The sequence below is a fragment of the Microbacterium sp. 05T445 genome (assembly GCF_056395865.1).
In genome coordinates this window covers 1,209,163-1,223,508 of sequence record NZ_JBFTKJ010000001.1, presented here as the reverse complement: position 1 = coordinate 1,223,508, position 14,346 = coordinate 1,209,163, and the positions used below count along the sequence as shown (strand labels likewise).

Sequence of the window (14,346 nt, the reverse complement as noted above, 5' to 3'; positions counted from 1 at the left end):
GGACCTCAGCGCTCTCTGCGAAGGAGGTCGGGCTCGGCCGCCCGCTCCGCAGGGCGTGCGCTCGCGTCGGCGGCGCGCGCCGCCTCGATCGCCCAGAACACCGCCTCGGGGGTGGCGGGGGAGGCCAGCTCGACGCTGCGCCCGGCGGGACCGAAGGCGCCCACCGCCTGCCGCAGCGCCTCGCGCACGCTGAACGCGAGCAGCAGCGGCGGCTCGCCCACAGCCTTCGAGCCGTAGACCGCGCCGTCCTCGCGGGCGTTCTCGAAAAGCCGCACGTGGAACTCCTCGGGCATCTCGGAGAAGCTCGGCAGCTTGTACGTGCTGGCCGAGGGCGTCTGCAGGCGGCCGCGGGTCGGACCGTCGCCGGTGTCCCACCGCAGGTCCTCGAGCGTGAGCCAGCCCGTACCCTGCACGAACCCGCCTTCGATCTGCCCGATGTCGACGCGGGGCGACAGCGAGTCGCCGACGTCGTGCACGATGTCGACCCGGCGCAGGCGGTAGGCGCCGGTGAAGCCGTCGACCTCGACCTCGGCGGCCGCGCAGCCGTAGGCGAAGTACTTGAACGGCGAGCCCTGCTGGCGGGCGGCATCCCAGTGCAGCCCCTCGGTCCGGTAGTACCCGGTGGCGAACAGCTGCACGCGCTGCAGATAGGCCGCGGCGACCACCTCGGCGAACGGCAGGCCGCCACCCGTGTCGCCGAGCGCCGCGACGCGCCCGCCGGAGAAGCGCACGTCGCGCTCGTCGACGCCCAGGAGGCGCCCGGCGACGGCGGCGAGCCGGCCGCGGATCTCCTCGCACGCGAGCTTGATGGCGCCGCCGTTCAGATCGGCGCTGGAGGACGCCGCCGTAGCCGACGTGTTGGGCACCTTGTCGGTGCGGGTGGGCGCCAGCCGCACCTGGTCGGGCTCGAGGCCGAGCGCGGTCGCGGCGACCTGCAGCATCTTGGTGTGCAGGCCCTGGCCCATCTCGGTGCCGCCGTGGTTGATGAGCACCGAGCCGTCCTTGTAGACGATGACGAGGGCTCCGGCCTGGTTGAACGGCGTGAACGTGAACGAGATGCCGAACTTCACCGGCGTCATCGCGAGGCCCCGCTTGCGGTGCGGGTGGGCACTGTTGAACCGTTCGATCTCGCGGCGCCGCGCCTCCAGGTCGCTCTCGGCGCGCAGCTCATCCCACATCGTCGTCAGGCGCGCGGCATCCTTCACCGGCTGGCCGTAGGGCGTGGTGTGGCCGGGCCGGTAGAGGTTCTTCCGGCGCAGCTCGAGCGGATCGATCCCCAGCACGGGCGCGGCGCGGCCCAGGATGTCCTCGATCAGGAAGGACCCCTGCGGACCGCCGAAGCCGCGGAAGGCGGTGTTCGAGGGCTTGTTCGTCTTCGCGATGCGGCCGTGGGCGCGCACATGCGGGATCCAGTACGCGTTGTCGACGTGGCACAGCGCACGGCCGAGGACCGGCTCCGACAGGTCGAGGCTCCACCCGCCGTCCGAGGTGAGGGTCGCGTCGAGCGCCTGCAGCATCCCCTCCTCGTCGAAGCCGGCGCGCCACACCATGTGGAACGCGTGCCGCTTGCCGGTCATGGTGATGTCCTGGGTGCGGTTGAGCCGCAGCCGCACCGGGCGGCCGGTCAGCTTCGCGCCCAGCGCCGCGATCGCCGCGAACCCGTGCGGCTGCATCTCCTTGCCGCCGAACCCGCCTCCCATCCGCAGGCACTCGACCGTCACCTCGCTGGAGGCGATGCCGAGCACGTGCGCGACGATCTCCTGCGTCTCGGACGGGTGCTGCGTCGAGCACTCCACGAAGTAGCGGCCGTCGGGCTCGCGCACCGCGAAGGACGCGTGCGTCTCGAGCGCGAAATGCTCCTGCCCGCCGACCTCGCTCACCCCTTCGAACACGTACGCCGCGGAGGCGAGAGCGGATGCCGCGTCCCCGCGCTGCACGGTGGGCGACACGCCCTGGAACGAGCCGGCATCGATCGCCTCGGGGATCGTGATGATCGACGGCAGCGTCTCGTAGTCGACCGACACCGCGGCAGCACCGAGCCGCGCCGCTTCGGGCGTCTCGCCCAGCACCCACACCAGCGCGTGCCCGTGGAACATCGCCTCGGAGGGGAACAGCGGCTCGTCGTGCTTGACCCCGGCGTCGTTGATGCCCGGCACGTCGGCGGCGGTGAGCACGCGGACGACGCCCGGCACCTCGTAGGCGGGCGAGACGTCCACCGTGACGAGCGCGTGAGCGGAGGTCGAGCACACCGGCCACGCGGTGAGCACGCCGTGGGCGCGCGCGGCGAGGTCGTCGGTGTACGCGGCGGCACCGGTCACGTGCAGCGCCGCGCTCTCGTGCACCGCGGGGCGGCCCACGACGGGGTTCGGCGGCCGGTCGGCGAGGCTGCTCATGTCGTGGCCTCCTCCGCCGTGTTCGCGTACAGGGCGCGCAGGGCGTTGCCGAGCATGCGTGCGCGGTATGCGGCGCTGGCGCGGTGGTCGCTGAGCGGCGTCCCCTCCGTCTCCAGGACGACGGATGCCGCGTCCACGGTCTCGGTGTTCCAGGGCCTCCCGACCAGTGCCCGCTCGGTGGCCAGGGCGCGCAGCGGGGTGGCAGCGACTCCGCCGAGCCCGATGCGGGCTGCGGTCACCACGCCGTCGTCGAGGTCGAGCGCGAAGGCGACGGCATCCGACGAGATGTCGTCGTAGCGCCGCTTGGCGATCTTGTGGAACGCGGTGACGGCAGCCCCGCGCGCCGGGAACCGCACCGCGCGGATGAGCTCGTCGGGGCGCCGCACCGTGGTGCGATAGCCGGTGAAGTACTCGGCGAGGTCGATCTCGCGCTCGCCGTCGTCGGCGGAGGCGAGCACCACCCGAGCGCCCAGCGCGAGCAGTGCCGGTGCGGCGTCACCGATGGGCGACGCGGTGCCGAGGTTGCCGCCGAGGGTGGCGCGGTTGCGGATGAGAGGCGACGCGAACTGGGGGAGCAGCTGCGCCAGGATCGGCACCCGGCCCGCGAGACGCCGGCCGAGCTCGCTCAGCGATACCGCGGCGCCGAGCTCGACGACCTCGGTGCCGACCGTCACCTTCCGCAGCTCGTCGAGTCGGTCGATGGCGATCACGAGCGGCGAGCGCGCGCCGCGGAGGTTCACGTCGACGCCCCAGTCGGTGCATCCGGCCACGGGCAGTGCGTCCGGTTCGTCGCGCAGCAGCCGCAGCGCTTCGGCGAGGGTCGCCGGGCGCACGAAGCGCGCGCCGTCGACCACGACGTCGGTGGTCACGGCGTCGGGCGCGGGCGTGTGCAGGCGCTGGAGGAGCGGATCGTCGGGAAGCGGCATCCCGAGCGCGAACGCGGCATCGCGGATCGGCCGGTACCCGGTGCAGCGACACAGGTTGCCGCTGAGGGCGTGCAGGTCGAAGCCGTTGGCACCCTGCTCGGGCGCGGCGTCCTGCGGGGCGCGGTCTGCGCGGTAGAACTCGGCCGCCATGCTGCAGACGAAGCCGGGAGTGCAGTATCCGCATTGCGATCCGCCCGCGGCGGCGAGCTGCGCCTGCACGGGATGCAGGTCGTCAGGCGAACCGAGCCCCTCGGCCGTCACGATGTCCTGGCCGTCCAGGGCGTGCGCCGGCACCAGGCACGCGTTGACCGGCATCCACTCGGTGCTGCCGTCGGGCGCCGTGGTGGCCACGAGGACCGCGCACGCGCCGCACTCGCCCTCGGCGCACCCTTCCTTCGCGCCGGTGAGCCCGATGCTGCGCAGCCAGTCCAGCGCGGTGGCGTGCGCGACCGTGCCGGCGAGCGGGACGACCCGCCCGTTGACTGTCACAGCGGTGTCACGGTTCGTGCGGATGCCGGGAGTCTACGCCGCGCAGAGCATGGGACGGCCGGCACGGGCACCGATGTCCCTGCGGACCGCCGGGTCAGCCTGCGCCGGGATCCGGGGTCGATCCGGGTGCCGGGGGCGCCGTGGCGCGGATGTCGCGGATGATCGCGATCACCGGAAGCGCGACGAGGATCACCGTCGCCCCGACCATGGCGGGCGTGGCGTCGAACTGCCCCGCGATGCAGAGCCCGGCGACGGCCGCGTCGCCGACGATGGCGAAGCGCACGGAGCGGCTCCTCGTGGCGGCCGCGGCGAGCGCGAACGCCGGCACCGAGAGCCCTACGACGACCCATCTCACGGCGGTGTCCGGCCCCGGCACACTCCACACCGCCGCGATCCCCGCCGCGACCGCGATCAGCGGCCACATCCATCGATTCACATCCCCAGTCAAGCATCGCGGCGGCGGCGCGCGCGGCGGGGTGTCTGCGCGAACGGAACCCCTGGACAGGCCGTGGGGGCAAGAGGATCGTGGTCGTGGGGACGATCACTGGGAGGATGACATGTTCACCACGCAACGGGCCTATTCGAGCTTCGCCGTACCCGACATCGACGCGGCTGTGGCTTTCTATCGCGACACGCTGGGGCTCGACGTCACCGTCTGGGAGGAGATGGGCGGTGGGTTCACCTTCAAACTCCCCGCCGGTGGGAGCGTCTTCGTCTACCCGAAGGAGGACCACCAGCCCGCCGTCTTCACGATCCTGAACTTCGGCGTCGACGACGTCGACGCGGCCGTCGACGACCTCAACTCCCGCGGCGTCGTCACGAAGATCTACACCGACCCCGACTACGGGACCGATGAGAAGGGCATCTCGCGCGGCTTCATGGGCGGTCCTGACATCGCGTGGTTCCGCGATCCCGCGGGCAACGTCATCTCGGTCGGCGTGATGACGCCGGAGATGACGGGGAGCTGAAACCGCAGACATGCGGATGCCGCGGCCCGGTGCAGGCACACCGAGCCGTGGCATCCGCCTTCCCGTGCGTCCGGCGAGCGCTTCCGAGAGCTTCGTGGGCCGGCGTCGAGTCCGATCGCACGCGTGGTCGATCGCGCGGTGGGTCAGCCCTCCAGCGGATTGCTCGGCTCGTAGGTGACCGCGACGATCTGGTCGGTCGGCAGCACGGTGATCCACTGACTGAAGACCTCGTTGGCGGGTAGGCCGGCGTCGAAGCCCTGGGCGAGCGGATCGAATCCGCTCTCGAAGACCTTGTCGGATTCGAGGGTCTGCCCGATGTCGGCGTTGCGCAGGCCGAGCTTCTCGGCGATCTTCTCCAGGACGTAGCCCAGCTGCGGCGGATTCCCCTCGGCCTGGACCTCCGCCACCAGGGCGGAGTCCTCCGCGTTCGCGGGAACGAAGGTCGCATCCCATCCATCGCCTTCGTTGCCTTCGATCGCCTTGAGCCAGTTCAGCGCCGCGCTCTCGCGTCCGGGACGGATCGGCACGATCGCCTTCACCCACGGCGCGTTGAGGAACGCGTTCCTCAGGTTGTCGCCGTCGAGCTGCAGCAGCCAGCCGAGCGACGATCCGAGCCGGGCGGGCTCGGACTCCTCGGTGATGCTGTAATTGTCCGCCCGCGCGGGGACGTCGTCCCAGCGCACCTTGTTCTCGTCGTTGAGATTGACCGTCTGGTCACCGACCGGCACGTTCGGGTTGAAGGTATGCGCGGTCTGGTGCTGTCGAGGCATCCACCACTCCGGGGCGACGAAGTACAGCATCGCGTCGACGTCGAAGATGGCACGCACGATCTCGGAACGCACGTGGTTGAGCCGCCGCTGGCTCTCGCTGTCTCCGCTCGCCCAGCTGTCGAGCATGAGCTGGCGCAGCAGCCCGCGGTAGACGATCGTGCGCTCCTCCTCGCGAAGGTCCCACGAGGGGCGCGACGCGATGCCGTGCGCGGCCTTGATGCGGTCGCGCACGCTGTCGGAGTACGACTGCTTGACCAGGCGGAGGACCTCGGCGTCGTACTTCTCGTCGGCCTTCTTCTTGAGGGCTTCCCACGCGGTGATCGCCGCGCCGGTCGGGCGGTAGACGAGCTCGACGTCGAACCCGATCTGCTTCTGCCCGTTGAACTGCATCTGATGCATGACGATGTGGAAGGAGCCGTCCGGCTTGCCCGCGCCATCCCGATGCATCGGCCAGTCCTTGACGACGCCGAGCTGTCCGCTCTGGGGGCCGATCGGTCGCACCTCGGCGAGCTCGTAGCCCGCCTGCGGGGTCGGGGCGTGGAACGTGAACGGGCCCATGATGATGCGCTTGTCCTGCTCGTCCTCGTCGTCCGTGTTCATGCGGTTGCCGTAGTGGTTGCCGTCGGGATGCTGCCCCCGCCACTCGTACAGGGCCCCGCCGTTGTCGTCGGTGTTCTCACCGTGGAACTGGAGCGGAAGGGTCATCTTGCTCGTGACTTCGGCCGGGTAGGGGATCGGATCGGGCTGCTTGATGTTGGCCAGGTCGGGGGATTCCGCGTAGTGCACGAGCTCCGCGAGCCCCAGGCCCGCGCCGGGGTCGTCCACGAACACCTGCCAGCACAGCTGGGTTCCGAGGTCCTGCAGCTGAACGCCCACGCGGCGCATCTTGCGTCGTAGCTCGTAGTTCACGAGCTCGAGTCCGGGATTGCTGAGCAGGTAGCGCTTGGTGCGCGTGTCGGTCGTCTCGGTCACGGTGCGGAACACCGACTTGAAGCTGCGCTTGATCTCGCTCGACAGCTTCTCGGATTGCTCGCGGCTCTGTTTGTGGACGCTCTCGCGGGCGTCCTTGCGGGCACTGTCGACGTTGACGCTCGCCGTCGCGGACCCCTGGTAGACACCGAACGTCACCGAGTTCGTCGTCGATACACCGAGCTTCGTGCTCGAGTCGGTCTCGGAGCGGATGGCGTCGCTCAGCTCGTCTTTCACAGCGGACGACTGCTCGCTGCGCTTGGTCGTCTCCATCAGGCTTTCCTCGGTGCGCTCGATGAGGGTGCGGCGCGTGCTCACCTCGATGAGCTCCGTGGTGGTGCCCGGCGCGAGCCAGATGTGCTCGACCGGTTCGCCGAGGAACGTGCCGAGGTCGAAGAAGTACTGTCTGAACAGGTGCACGAAGCCCACCGGCGACAGCACGCCGCTGCGATCGTTCGGGTCGATGTTCGCCAGCGGGTCGGTCGGGGCGAAGAGTGCGTCCAGCGGCGGCGCCGTCGACACCGCGAAGAGCTTCGCGAGCGAGTCCGGCGCGTACTCGCCCTGTCCTTCGGCGTGGAAGAGCAGCATGGCCGCGATCTGCGATTCGTACTGCATGAGCTTCAGGTGCTCGGCCAGCGCGGCCTTGATGGCGTCGGCGGGGATACCGGCCGGGTGCAGCACGTTCAGTCGATCGAAGATCTGGGTGCGATGGCGGTCGTTCACCACGCGGAGGGGACCGGCATCCTGATTCATGAGGTCGTTGATCTCGATGAGCTGATTCCACTCGGCGCCGGTAGGAAGGCGGCCGGAGTTCTGCTCGACGAACGTCTGCACGCGGTCCCGGATGACCTTCATCAGCTCGCTGCCGAGGTCGTTGAGCAGGCTCACCCGCCAGGGATGCCTGCCCGAACCGGGTTCGAGCGGTTCGGCGAGGAAGTCCGTGTCGGACGTCGGCCCCGGCTTGATGCGACTGCTGAGGATGGCGCTCAGGCGGGGATCGACGACGCGCGCGCCGCGTCGGACCCACTCCTGCGTCAGTCGGGAGCGCCACCCGAGCAGAGGCTGATACACGCCGAAGTGCTCGCTGGCGTAGGGCGGGATGCCCTTGTAACGGTCGAGGTCCTTCTTCAGGTCAAACATGACTTCTCCATGGTGGGAAGCGGTTCGATCCGGGGGATTCGTGCGCACAATAGCGCGAAATCCGTGCGCGCGGCAGGGGTCGCCGTGGCACGCTGCAGCCGGGAGTCAGCGCGCGACCGCGAGTCCGCTCATGCCGGCGGCGTGGCCGAAGAAGATGCGGGGCATGAGTTCGTGCGCGCCGGCGGGAAGGAGTGCGGGTTCGACGGCGGACGTCGTGCCGGCGGGAGGTCCGAGGACGAAGGCGTCTTCGAACGACGCGGCGGTCCACCGTCCGTCCAGTCCGGACGCCACGGCGGCGCGCACTTTGCCCTCGCCACGGACGACGGGCGAGGCGCGACGTGCCAGCGCACTCCAGGCCCCGGGCCGACGGGCGAGGAAGTCCCAGCCTCCCGTGAACCGGGTCTTGTAGATGCGGAGGTGCCGGTCGCTCTCCTGCTGCAGCCAGGTCGCCGCGGCATCCGTGTATGCCGGAAAGCCGCCGGCGACGCCGTCGATCGCCCATTGCTCCTTCCACACGTGAGCGAAGTCGCGAGCGTCGTCGGATGCCCCGTCCCTCGACGTGGTCCACCAGGTGGGCGAGTCGTAGTGCGGCTCCGGCGTGCGCGGGAGCATCAGCGTGTGCAGCCGGGGAACGCTGGCGCTGAAGCCGCTGACCGCCACGCGTCGGACCACGGGAGGAGGCGCATGGACCACCGCGTCGGCGCCGCGCGGGAAGTCGCGCGGGATCCACAGGCACAGCTCCCTGAGCAGCCGCATCAGGGTCGACGGGTTCTCGAAGACCTCGAAATGGCTCGACGGTGCCACAGGGATGACGATGACGGCGTCCCGTCGGGCGGCAGCGAGCTGGTAGGCCAGGAAGTGCTGGCTGAGCAGGTGGAAGATCGGGATGTCGAGGAAGCGCTGCGATGCGACGGCCGTGCCCGTGGGGCCTTTGACCGCGATGAGTCCGTAAGGGTACGGCTGCCGGAACGGGTACTGCACCTGGGGCATCACGATCGGATTGTTCGTGTGGGGGTGGAGCCAGACGACGAAGTCCAGCTCCGTCACGCGGGGATCGTGGAGCCGGGCCGGAACCCACACCCCGATGGCGAACCGCGGTCCGCCGCTGGGTTCTGCACCGACCTCGCCGTACTCGAGCACGTACAGCCGGCCCGCGTGTGCGGGGTCGACCCGGTGCGCGGTCGTGGCGAAGCGGCCCCATCCCGCGGCCTCCGGGGTGTCGGAGAGCAGAGCCGGCGCCGCGACGTGGAAGCTCTCGATCACCCGTTGCAGAGCCGCCTGCGGTCGGTAGGCACTTCGGTCCTCGGTCACGAGGGCGTTGGGCTGGTCGAAGTCGAGTGGCGCGAAGATCCGCTCGGACGCCGGGCGCTTCCGCCGTGCCTGGGCCGCATTCTTCCTGTCCGCCTCGTCGAGGGTCGCTTGGAGTTCCCGCGCGCGACGCGCGAGCTGATCCTCCGGGACGTACGCCAGCGGCGCAGGTCGCAGCCGACCGAGAGTCGCGTGGACGGTGACGTCGGTGCCACTCGTCCGGACCCGCCGATTCGGGTTGGTCCAGCGCCACGTCCCTTCGCCGGCGACTCTCACCAGGTTCATCGCGAGGGTCGCGTAGCGCGCGTGGCGCAGCTCGCACACCACGTTCAGAGTTGCTTCCGGCACATCGAAGGAGTAGGCGGCGCCGGCGATCGTGACCTCCGGCATGGGCTGGACCTGGCCGCCCGCCCACACCCGCCGGACGAGGCGTGCGCCGTGCACGGGCGCGCCGCCGGCGTTCTCGACGACGACCGATATCCGCCAATCCGCCATGTGAGGATCCGCTCGACTTCTACTGCGCGTCCACTGGTGAGCCTTGCAATGAATCAGGCGCCCGCTCCGAGCGCCGGCGGCTCGCAGTGTACGCCTCGACAGGGCCGGCGGCGAGCGGTAGGTCCTGTCCAGCTCCTCCTTCGCGCGCCGGAGCCATCGGGGCTAATCTGGCGCGCGTGAGCCAACCGCACTCGCTCGCACGCGCCTGGATGGGGACGATCGTGTTCCTCTTCCTCGCGCCGGGCATCGTCGCGGGGCTGATGCCGGGTCTGATCGCGGGCTGGCAGTGGCACGATTGGGGCGGTGCGGCGTGGTTCGTCCTACCCGTCGCATGGTTCCTCATCGCGCTCGGTGCGGCGTTCCTCGTGTACGCCTTCGGCTTGTTCGCCCTGCAGCGCGGAACGCCTGCTCCCGTCGCTCCGACGCGGGCGCTCGTCGTGACAGGGGTGTACCGCTTCGTGCGCAATCCGATGTACCTCGCGGTGCTCGCGATCATCCTGGGCCAGGCGCTGCTGTTCGGCAGCGGGTGGGTCGTGCTCTACGCGGGCATCGTTCTCACCGCCTTCGTCGCGTTCGTGAAGGGCTACGAGGAGCCGACCCTTTCCCGCACCTACGGCGAGCAGTACCTCGAGTATCGCCGCCACGTCCCGGGGTGGTGGCCGCGGATCACGCCATGGCGGGGGTGAGCTCTGGACCGGCAGCGAAGGGGACACCGGGCAGCGTGGACTCCGCGGCCGGAGAAGTGAGTCGTCACATCGTCGGGCGGACCGGGAACTCAGGTCAGTCCTTGCCGGGCGGGTACCGAGGTCGTGGTGCTGATCGTCAGCCTTCGTCGAGGAAGACGCCGATCTGGTCGCCCTGTCTCACGAACTGGATGGCGCTGTCCGGGTAGGCCGTTCGCAGCTCCTCCGGGGCGTTGCTGTCGACGATCAGCTGGACGGTGGCAGGGAAGACTCCGACGCGGCACGCGCTGTAGATCTGCCCCGAGAGAGACCAGGAGTCCTGGTTGGACTCCTCCGCCTTCGGGATCTCCTCGGTCGTGACGACGGCGAAGCACTCGCCGCCGTTCGCGTTTCCGAACATCCCGCTGCTGGTCTCGAACAGGGTCAGACCCTGGAACTCCCAGACGCGGGAGCTGGGACCGGCGCCGAACCATCCGGGCGGGACCTCGACGAGCGGAGTCGGACGCAGCGTCGCGATCTGGGGGGCGCCGCTGGACGCCGATACGGGTGTCATGGCGACCAGTCCGTACGTGCCGGCAGCCGCGATGCCCGCCGCGGCGAGGATCGAGCCCGCCCACAGCAGGCGGACATGCCGCGACAACCGCCTCCGCCGAGGCCGGCCGTCCTCCGCGGCCTTCGGCGTGGCGCCCGGCTCATCGTGACCGGAGGTTCGCGTGCGATCGGGGTCGGGTGCCGACGTGGTGTCGTGCGCGCTCACTCGGGGCGGGACGTCCGCCTCCGCAGCGGGTTCGTGCCCGCGGTCGGCATGCGTATCGTCGACGGTCGCAGACGTGTCCCGCGGAAGGGGTGCGGGCACTCGGACGAGACCTTCCAGCTCACGGAGCCGCTGTTGCGCGGTCGAGTCCGTGTGGATGTCCGCGGACGGCCCGTACGCACGGAGGCGAAGAATCTGAAGCTCGTCGGCGGTGTCGCTGTCCATCTGCGGCATCGTCTCATGAGATTCCGTGCCGATGCACGAGCAACCTTCCTCCCGTGTTGCCGCCGCCCGCGAACGGCTTTACTGCTCCGCGGCGGGAGCGGGCACGACCTGCGGGGCCCCGTCGCCGGCGGCGAACGCGATCTGAAGCGTGCCGATCAGGACGGTGGCGATCCCGGCGAGGATCACGATCCACAGCATCGGATTCCATCCGGTGATGCCGGTCTCGTCGGCGACGATGCCGTAGCTGTACAGTGCTGCGCCGCCGGCGACCGTGACGATCACGCCGAGGCCAACCACGATCGCCGCCAGAGTCATCCGCATGCTCCGCACCCTCCCCGCCGATGTTCCCCGATCATAGGTCGACGCGGTGGACGGATGCCGCGACCCGGTGCAGACGCACCGGACCGCGGCATCCGTGTCCCGGCTCAGCCGGCGAGGGCCTCCGAGAGCTTCACGCGGCCGCCCATGCGCAGCAGCGAGTTCTCGTAGATGCGGGCGGCGACGAGGATCGCGACCACGCAGGTGGCGACGAGGATCGCCAGCGACACCAGCGGCTCCCACCACTGCGCGTCGCCGAGGAAGATGCGCATCGGCATGCCCACCGGCGCCGAGAACGGCACGTACGACATGATCGCGAGCACCAGCGGGTTGTCGTTGAAGAAGATCACCAGGAAGTACGGCGCCATCACGAGCATCGTGATCGGCATCGTGGTCGAGCCGATGTCCTCCTGGCGCGACACCATCGACGCGGCGGCCGCGAACAGCGACGCGAGCAGGATGAAGCCGAACAGGAAGAAGATCGCGAACCAGGCGATCGGACCGCCCAGGCCCTGCAGGAGCGCCGTCTGATCGGTGACGGTGAGGCCGATCACCGCGATCGCCGCGAGGATCAGGATCTGGCCCATCGCGAGGATGGTGTTGCCGATCACCTTGCCCGCCAGCAGCGACCGCACCGGGATCGCCGAGATCAGCAGCTCGACCACCCGGGTCTGCTTCTCCTCCACCACGCTCTGCGCGATCGTGCCGCCGAACAGCGACGCGGCCAGCAGGAACACGATGCCGAACCCGATGGCGGCGATGTAGCCGAGCGCGGCATTGCCCTGGTCGGGGTTCAAGAGCTCGACGGGAGGCACCTGCGCCAGTTGCAGCAGCAGCTGGGTGGGCGCCGACGAGTCGGCGATGACGGCGAAGCCCATCGGCGACGACGGGTCGCCCACCACGGCGGCGTCGACATCGCCGTCCTTCACGAGCGTCTCGGCCGCGGCGCGGTCGGCGACGTCGGTGACGTCGAGTCCCTGCGCGCTCGCGACGTACTGCTGGGCGTCGGCGGTGACCGCCACCGGGGTGCCGCTCGCGTTGGCCGCCTGGAAGCCGCCCCACAGCACCAGCGCGAGGGCGCCGACGAACAGGATCGCGGTCGAGATCACGAACGCCTTGCTGCGCAGCTTCGAGCCGATCTCGCGCTCGGCGACGAGCCAGATCGCCTGGGCGGCGCCGAGGCCGCGGTTCTCGGTGGTGCTCACTGGATGACCTCCTTGAAGATCTGGGCGAGAGACGGATGCTGCGGTGCGAAGCTCGCGACATCCCCCTGTGCGACGGCACGACGCAGCACGCGCTGCGCCGTCTCGTCGCTGTCGGCGTCGAACACGGCGAACCCGCCGTCGAAGTCGAGCACCTCGACGCCCGGCTCGCTGCGCAGCCACCCGGCGTCACCCGTGGACACGAGCTCGAAGCGGCGCGTGGAGTGCTCGGCGCGGAGGGTGTCGCGGGCGCCGGCCGCACGGATGGTGCCGCCGGCGATGATGACGAGGTCGTCGCACAGGCGCTCGACGACGTCGAGCTGGTGCGACGAGAACAGCACGGCGGCGCCCGCCGCGGCCCGCTCCTGCAGCACGCCGGCCACGACGTCGACGGCCAGCGGATCCAGGCCGGAGAAGGGCTCGTCGAGAATCAGCACCTGCGGGCCGTGCACCAGGGCGGCGGCGATCTGCGCGCGCTGCTGGTTGCCGAGCGAGAGCGTCTCGACGTTGTCGTTGAGGCGCTCGCCGAGCCCGAGCCGCTCGAGCAGCGCGCGGGCGCGGGTGGTGCCATCCGCCTTCGAGAACCCGTGCAGCCGCGCGAGGTAGGTGATGTGCTCAAGCACCTTCATCTTCGGGTACAGGCCGCGCTCCTCGGGCATGTAGCCGAAGCGGCGGCGGTCGGATGCCGTCACCTCCGCGCCGTCGAGCGTCACCGTTCCGGCGTCCTTGCCCAGCACTCCCAGCACGATCCGCATGGTCGTGGTCTTGCCGGCGCCGTTGCCGCCGACGAAGCCGGTGAGCCGGCCCGGGCGGACCTCGAACGACACGTCGTCGAGCACCCGGCGACCGCCGTAGCTCTTGGTGATCCCGCGCAGCTGCAGCATCCCTGTCTCCTCTCGTTCCTTCGCGATCGACGCTACGCACCCGTGCGGGGGACGTCCTCCCCCCGGAGGGGGATTCCGCGGCGCTCCGCCGTGCGGGGGAGGTCCGCGCATGAGAGACCTTTCATGCGCCGGAATAGAACTCAGGTTCATGTGCTTGCATGGAGGTGGAACGTCCACGGTGGTCCCCACCGGGACGCCTTTGCTTTTTCAAGGAGAGAACAGAATGTCCGAGCGGACCATCGGCTACATCGTCGGCAGCATCTCGTCGACCTCGATCAACCGTCGCCTGGCGAAGGCCCTCGAGCGCCTCGCCCCCGAGGGCACGACGCTGGTCGAGATCCCGATCGCAGACCTCCCCTTCTACTCGCCCGACTTCGACGCCGACTATCCGCAGGTCGCCCGCGACTTCAAGAAGGCCATCGAGGACGTCGACGGCGTCATCATCGTCACGCCCGAGTACAGCCGCTCGATCCCCGGCGTGCTGAAGAACGCCCTCGACTGGGCCGCCCGCCCCTGGGGCCAGGGCTCGTTCAACGGCAAGCCCACCGCGGTCATCGGCACCTCCGGCGGCGGCATCGCCACCGCGGCGGCGCAGCAGCACCTGAAGGCGATCCTCAGCCACTACAACGCTCCGACGCTCGGACAGCCCGAGGGCTACGTGCAGACCACCCCGGGTCTGTTCACCGAGACCGGCGAGGTCACCAACGACCAGACCGCCGAGTTCCTGGTCGGCTATCTCGAGGCGTTCGGCGCCCTGGTCGACCGCTACACCCAGGTCGCCGTCGCGGCCTGAGCCCCCGGATCGGCCGCCCGAGGCCGATC

General features: G+C 70.2%; 12 protein-coding genes. 3 read left to right on the top strand and 9 right to left on the bottom strand.

The annotated features are described in order from the left end of the window. Positions 1–5: 5 nt before the first annotated feature. The 3 genes from xdhB to AC1DDU_RS05910 all read right to left on the bottom strand — a co-directional run bounded on the left by xdhB (position 6) and on the right by AC1DDU_RS05910 (position 4,244). Positions 6–2,393: a xanthine dehydrogenase molybdopterin binding subunit gene (xdhB, locus tag AC1DDU_RS05920; protein ID WP_477432059.1), complete on the bottom strand. Its 2,388-nt coding sequence runs from the start codon at positions 2,391–2,393 to the stop codon at positions 6–8. After that, complete coding sequence (locus AC1DDU_RS05915) at positions 2,390–3,808, bottom strand: xanthine dehydrogenase small subunit (protein ID WP_477432057.1); 1,419 nt, start codon at positions 3,806–3,808, stop codon at positions 2,390–2,392. The genes xdhB and AC1DDU_RS05915 overlap by 4 nt, the downstream gene beginning before the upstream one ends. A gap of 94 nt (positions 3,809–3,902) precedes the next feature. Then, positions 3,903–4,244 (bottom strand): hypothetical protein, encoded by a 342-nt coding sequence (locus AC1DDU_RS05910; protein ID WP_477432055.1) that lies wholly within the window; start codon positions 4,242–4,244, stop codon positions 3,903–3,905. A 121-nt stretch (positions 4,245–4,365) separates the two neighbouring features. On the opposite strand from AC1DDU_RS05910, the gene AC1DDU_RS05905 reads away from it, so the two are divergent. Beyond that, positions 4,366–4,776, top strand: a complete 411-nt coding sequence (locus AC1DDU_RS05905) for a VOC family protein (protein WP_477432054.1) — start codon at positions 4,366–4,368, stop codon at positions 4,774–4,776. A gap of 143 nt (positions 4,777–4,919) precedes the next feature. Here the strand turns inward: AC1DDU_RS05905 and AC1DDU_RS05900 are convergent, their stop codons facing one another. Both AC1DDU_RS05900 and AC1DDU_RS05895 read right to left on the bottom strand, forming a co-directional pair. Beyond that, positions 4,920–7,655 carry a hypothetical protein gene (locus AC1DDU_RS05900; RefSeq protein WP_477432052.1) on the bottom strand — a complete coding sequence of 912 codons (2,736 nt, stop codon included), beginning with the start codon at positions 7,653–7,655 and terminating at the stop codon, positions 4,920–4,922. Between the two features lie 105 nt (positions 7,656–7,760). Further along, positions 7,761–9,458, bottom strand: a complete 1,698-nt coding sequence (locus AC1DDU_RS05895; RefSeq protein WP_477432050.1) for a hypothetical protein — start codon at positions 9,456–9,458, stop codon at positions 7,761–7,763. A gap of 176 nt (positions 9,459–9,634) precedes the next feature. On the opposite strand from AC1DDU_RS05895, the gene AC1DDU_RS05890 reads away from it, so the two are divergent. Then, entirely contained in the window at positions 9,635–10,144 is a 510-nt protein-coding gene (locus AC1DDU_RS05890) for a methyltransferase family protein (protein WP_477432048.1), read from the top strand. 136 nt (positions 10,145–10,280) lie between these two features. Here the strand turns inward: AC1DDU_RS05890 and AC1DDU_RS05885 are convergent, their stop codons facing one another. The 4 genes from AC1DDU_RS05885 to AC1DDU_RS05870 form a co-directional block, all read right to left on the bottom strand. Then, positions 10,281–10,781: a hypothetical protein gene (locus tag AC1DDU_RS05885; RefSeq protein ID WP_477432046.1), complete on the bottom strand. Its 501-nt coding sequence runs from the start codon at positions 10,779–10,781 to the stop codon at positions 10,281–10,283. A gap of 417 nt (positions 10,782–11,198) precedes the next feature. After that, on the bottom strand, positions 11,199–11,441 hold the full coding sequence (locus AC1DDU_RS05880) for a hypothetical protein (RefSeq protein ID WP_477432045.1): 243 nt from the start codon (positions 11,439–11,441) through the stop codon (positions 11,199–11,201). A 104-nt stretch (positions 11,442–11,545) separates the two neighbouring features. Next, entirely contained in the window at positions 11,546–12,643 is a 1,098-nt protein-coding gene (locus AC1DDU_RS05875; RefSeq protein ID WP_477432043.1) for an ABC transporter permease, read from the bottom strand. Beyond that, positions 12,640–13,524 carry an ABC transporter ATP-binding protein gene (locus AC1DDU_RS05870; protein WP_477432041.1) on the bottom strand — a complete coding sequence of 295 codons (885 nt, stop codon included), beginning with the start codon at positions 13,522–13,524 and terminating at the stop codon, positions 12,640–12,642. Before AC1DDU_RS05870 ends, AC1DDU_RS05875 begins: the two co-directional genes overlap by 4 nt. A 223-nt stretch (positions 13,525–13,747) precedes the next feature. Here AC1DDU_RS05870 and AC1DDU_RS05865 point away from each other — a divergent pair, with 223 nt between their 5' ends. Next, on the top strand, positions 13,748–14,317 hold the full coding sequence (locus tag AC1DDU_RS05865) for an NADPH-dependent FMN reductase (RefSeq protein ID WP_477432039.1): 570 nt from the start codon (positions 13,748–13,750) through the stop codon (positions 14,315–14,317). Positions 14,318–14,346: the final 29 nt, after the last annotated feature.

Coding starts and splice junctions, on each gene's coding strand:
- AC1DDU_RS05895 (WP_477432050.1), bottom strand. CDS start 9,458: ATGGCGGATTGGCGGATATCGGTCGTCGTCGAGAACGCCGGCGGCGCG.
- AC1DDU_RS05865 (WP_477432039.1), top strand. CDS start 13,748: ATGTCCGAGCGGACCATCGGCTACATCGTCGGCAGCATCTCGTCGACC.
- AC1DDU_RS05880 (WP_477432045.1), bottom strand. CDS start 11,441: ATGCGGATGACTCTGGCGGCGATCGTGGTTGGCCTCGGCGTGATCGTC.
- AC1DDU_RS05905 (WP_477432054.1), top strand. CDS start 4,366: ATGTTCACCACGCAACGGGCCTATTCGAGCTTCGCCGTACCCGACATC.
- AC1DDU_RS05870 (WP_477432041.1), bottom strand. CDS start 13,524: ATGCTGCAGCTGCGCGGGATCACCAAGAGCTACGGCGGTCGCCGGGTG.
- AC1DDU_RS05900 (WP_477432052.1), bottom strand. CDS start 7,655: ATGTTTGACCTGAAGAAGGACCTCGACCGTTACAAGGGCATCCCGCCC.
- xdhB (WP_477432059.1), bottom strand. CDS start 2,393: ATGAGCAGCCTCGCCGACCGGCCGCCGAACCCCGTCGTGGGCCGCCCC.